2 protein-coding genes and 2 pseudogenes are annotated in these 4,549 nt (G+C 71.0%); all 4 read left to right on the forward strand.

Annotation, left to right across the window (positions count from 1 at the left end):
* Positions 1-531, forward strand: a pseudogene (locus D588_RS0119615) (hypothetical protein); the annotation flags it as partial.
* Between the two features lie 41 nt (positions 532-572).
* Positions 573-2,465, forward strand: coding sequence for a glycosyltransferase family 2 protein (locus D588_RS0119620; protein WP_026143908.1), 1,893 nt, complete (start codon positions 573-575; stop codon positions 2,463-2,465).
* On the forward strand, positions 2,413-3,927 hold the full coding sequence (locus D588_RS0119625) for a hypothetical protein (RefSeq protein ID WP_026143909.1): 1,515 nt from the start codon (positions 2,413-2,415) through the stop codon (positions 3,925-3,927). Before D588_RS0119620 ends, D588_RS0119625 begins: the two co-directional genes overlap by 53 nt.
* Positions 3,918-4,549 (forward strand): annotated as a pseudogene (locus D588_RS25585) (glycosidase-like protein); the annotation flags it as partial. The gene D588_RS0119625 and the pseudogene D588_RS25585, both read left to right, overlap by 10 nt.

The raw sequence follows: 4,549 nt of genomic DNA on the forward strand, positions 1-4,549 counted from the left end.
CTGCGCTACCGGCTCGACCCGGACGGCCGCGACGGCCCCTGGCAGGGCGCGCTGCAGGTGCTGGCGCTGGTGCCCGCGTATGCGCGCCAGCGCGATGGCGCGCGGCCGGCACTGGGCCAGGGCGACTACGGCGCCGAGCTGCGCTACAGCGTCGGCCGCGGCTATCGCCTGGGCGAACACGACGGCTATGTCGACCTGGGCACGGCGGTGCGGCTGCGCGGCGGCGACGCCTCCGACGAGGCACGCCTGGACGTGTCCAGCGGCGTGGCGCTGGCCCCGCGCTGGATGCTGATCGGCGAGTTCAACGTGATCCAGAGCCTGGGCAACGGCAAGGGGCCGAACCGGATCTACGCGCCCGGCGACAACACGCCGATCCGCGGCAACAACTTCGATTTCAGCAAGCTGCAGGCTTCGGTGCTGTACACGCTGCCCGGCGGCACGCAGCTGCAGCTCGGCTACCAGCAGCCGGTGGCCGGGCGCAACACCGGCGGTGCGGGCGGTCCGTTCGTGGCCGCCTGGTGGCGGTTCTAGCCGTGTCCGGCGAACACGAGAGCGTCGCCGCCGAGGCGAGCGTGCCCGGCCGGCTCGGACGGCTGCCCACCGAGGGCGGCCTGCAGGCGCCGATCGGCGAGGCGCTGGTCGCCGCAGGGGTGATCGACCCGCCGCAGCTGCAGAACGCGCTGGCCCTGCAGGCGCGCTGGCGCTCGCGGCTGGGCGACGTGGTGCTGGCCCAGCGCGGGGTCGCGCCGCTGCGCTTCTACACGGTGCTGGCGCAGCACTTCGGGCTGAACTTCGCCAACCTGCTCAAGCAGCCGATCGACCCGGCGCTGTTCCAGCCGGAGCGGCTGGCCGACTACGCGCAGCGCCTGGTGCTGCCGTGGCGCGAGGAGGACGGCCACCTGGTGCTGGCGGTGGCCGATCCCGGCCCGGAGACCTTCGCCTGGGCGCGCGCCACCTACGGCGAGCAGGTGCGCTTCGTCGGCACCTCCAAGTTCGACATCGTCTGGAGCCTGCAGCAGCACGCCGACGCGCAGCTCACCCACGATGCGTTGAACCTGCTGGCCGAACATGCCCCCGAGCATTCGGCGCGGCAGGTGATCACCCGCGCGCAGTCGGTGTTCCTGGTGGCGCTCACGGTGGTGCTGGCCGCGACGCTAGCGCTGTGGCCGCTGGTCACCCTGATCGCGCTCAACACGCTGATCGCGGTGGCGTTCCTGGCCACCTTCGGGCTGAAGCTGGTGCTGGCCTGGCGCGGTGCGCGGCGCCGCATCGACATCAAGGTCAGCGACGAGGAAGTGGCCGCGCTCGGCGACGAGGACCTGCCGGTCTACACGGTGCTGGTGCCGATGTACAAGGAGCCGGACGTGCTGCCGATCCTGGCCAACGCGCTGCGCCGGCTCGACTACCCGACCTCCAAGCTGGACGTGAAGCTGGTGCTGGAGGCCGACGACACCGAGACCATCGAGGCGGCCAAGGCGCTGGGCCTGGAGGCGTTCTTCGAGATCATCCGGGTGCCGCCGTCGCAACCGAAGACCAAGCCCAAGGCCTGCAACTACGCGCTGCGTTTCGCCCGCGGGCAGATGCTCACCATCTACGACGCCGAGGACAAGCCGGAGCCGGACCAGCTCAAGCGCGTGGTCGCCGCGTTCCGCAAGTCGCCGGCCGACGTGGCCTGCATCCAGGCGCGGCTGAACTACTACAACGCCGACGAGAACTGGCTCACGCGCATGTTCACGCTGGAATACACGTTGTGGTTCGACTTCTACCTGCCGGCGCTGGAGACCCTGCGCATCCCGATTCCGCTCGGCGGCACCTCCAACCACTTCCGCCTGGACATCCTGCGCAAGGTCCACGCCTGGGACCCGTACAACGTCACCGAGGACGCCGACCTGGGCGTGCGCCTGACCCAGCAGGGCTACCGGGTCAGCGTGGTCAACTCGACCACGTTCGAGGAAGCCAACGTCAGCATCCCCAACTGGATCCGGCAGCGCTCGCGCTGGCTCAAGGGCTACATGCAGACCTGGCTGGTGCACATGCGCGACCCGGTGCAGCTGTACCGCTCCACCGGCGTGCGCGGGTTCTGGGGCTTCCAGCTGTTCGTCGGTGGCACCTTCTTCACTGCGCTGGCCGCGCCGCTGATGTGGCTGAGCTACGGGCTGTGGCTGGCGGTGGGCTCGAAATTCTTCGATCCGTTCTTCCCGCCCGCGCTGCTGTACCTGAGCCTGCTCAACCTGCTGCTCGGTAATGGCTTTTTGATCTACATGACCCTGGTGGCGGCGTTCAAGCGCGACTACTTCCGCCTGGCGCCCTACGCGCTGACCGTGCCGCTGTATTGGCTGCTGCAGTCCATCGCCGCCTACAAGGGCCTGTGGCAGCTCATCCGCAACCCGTTCTACTGGGAAAAGACCACCCATGGCATCAGCAAGCACATGGCCGAAGAGCGCCGCGCCGCGCTCGACGACTGACGCGCCGTCGCGCGCGCGCGGCACCGCGGTGTTCGTGTTCACCGCGGCGCTGCTGGCGCTGCTGTGCCACCGGCTGCTCGCGCACGGCTACATGAGCGACGACGCGATGGCGCAGTACGCCAAGCTGCTGCTGTTGCGCGACGCGGCCGGCTTCCGCATCGAGTACCTGGGCTTCCTGTACGCGCAGGCCTCGCTGTACCTGGGCGTGCTGCTAGGCGGCCTGCCGGGCCTGTCCACGCCGCTGCTGCCGTACTTGGTCGACGTGCTGGCCGGGGCGACGCTGGTGACCCTGCTGTGGCGCGACATCGCCGCCGGCCTGGGCCGCGGCTGGGCCTGGGCGCTCAGTGCCGGTGTGGTGATCCAGCCGTTCTTCCTGTGGCCGACCCTGTCCGGCAACAACCAGGGCCTGGGCCTGCTGGTGTTCTACGTGGCCGCGCGCGCGCTGCGCCATTTCCGCGACGATCCGGAAGCCTTCGCCTACCTGCGCCTGGCCGCGAGCCTGTGCCTGCTGTTCTTCGTCGACGAGCGCGCCTGCTTCCTGGCGGTGGGGCTGGCGCCGTGGCTGTTCCTGATCGCGCCGCCGCGGCTGATGCGGCAGGCGCCGCTGGCGTTCTACCTGGTGTGCTACCTGCCGTTCCTGTTCGCGGTGGGGGCATGGATGTACCTCAACTACATGTTCTTCGGCGACCCGCTGCTGTTCGTGCGCGACGCCACGTCCGCCTTCCGCGGCATCTCGGCGCAGGCGGCGCTGCAGCCGTGGCTGCAGCAGGCCGCGGCGCAGCCATGGTGGCCGCCGCTGTGGTTGCTGCTGGCCGGGGTGGTCAGCGCGCCGCTGTTGCTGTTGCTGCGTCACACCCGCGACAGCGACACCTGGCGCAGCGTGCTGGCCGCCGCCGCTACCGTGATCGGCGCCGGCACGCTCGCCACCTGGGCGCGTTTCACTGCGCAGCCGCTGGACTTCCTCGCCCTGCTGCTGGTGCCGGCGGCCCTGGTGCTGGGCGACCTGCGCCGCAACCTGCGCTGGCTGGGCCTGGCGCTGCTGCTGGCCGGCGCGGTGTCCAGCGGCTGGGTGATCGCCCGCACCGCCACCTCCACCACCCGCGACTGGATCGCCGCGTTGCAGGCACCGGCGCCGCCGCGCCATGCCGACGCTGCGCACCTGGGCGCGTGGCTGGCCGAGGCGCGGCTGCCGACCCTGCTCGACGACCGCGCCAGCTATCCGGTGATCGTCGCGCGCGGCGACGCCAAACAACTGATCCTGCCGTTCGACCCGCGCTTCAAGCAGGCGCTGGTCGATCCGCGGCAGATGCCGGCGCAAGTGGTGGTCAGCGACCCGGCCAGCCAGGCCGGCGCCCTGGACAGCCTCAACCGACGCTTCCCGCAGCTGTGGCAGCAGGGCTTGCCGGGCTACAGTCTGGTCTACCACCAGGGCATCTACCGGGTATGGCGCCGATCGCCGTGAGACTGCTGACCGCACTGCTGCTGGCGCTGAGCGCCGGCGGCTGCAGTGCGGCGTCGCCGCCTTGGATGGGCGCCAACGTCAAGGTGTCGCCGCAGGCGCCGTGGGGCAGCGCCGCCGCGCAGCAGTCGCTGCGGCAACTGGCCGAGGCCGGCGCTTCGCGTGCGCTGTTGGTCGCCTTCGTCTGGCAGGCGTCGCCGCAGTCTTCGACCCCGGTGCTGGGCAGCGACAGCAGCCCGGCGCTGGTCCGCGCCGGATTGCGGCAGATGCGCGCCGCCGGCCTGCAGCCGGTGCTGAAGGTGCACCTGTGGATTCCCGGGCACTGGGCCGGCGAGGCCGCACCGGCCGATCGCGACGCCTGGTTCGCGGCCTATCGGCGCGCGCTGCTGCAACTGGCCCAGGTCGTCGCAGAGGAGCGCGCCAGCGCGCTGATCGTCGGCACCGAACTGCGTCAGCTGCAGGATGCGCCGCAGTGGCCGGCGCTGCTGGCGGCGGTGCGCCAGGTCTATCGCGGCCCGATCGGCTATGTCGCCGACGGCCTGGAGCAGGCTGAGCGCTTCGGCTACTGGGACCGTTTCGATTTCGTCGGCACCAGCCTGTATCCGGCGCTGGCCGCCGCGCCGGA

This window comes from Xanthomonas sp. SHU 308, from assembly GCF_000364645.1.
In the GTDB taxonomy this organism is placed as follows: domain Bacteria; phylum Pseudomonadota; class Gammaproteobacteria; order Xanthomonadales; family Xanthomonadaceae; genus Xanthomonas_A; species Xanthomonas_A sontii.

Bases quoted from the DNA above. Each gene is read 5' to 3' on its own strand.
- D588_RS0119625 (WP_026143909.1), top strand. From the start codon at position 2,413: ATGGCATCAGCAAGCACATGGCCGAAGAGCGCCGCGCCGCGCTCGACG.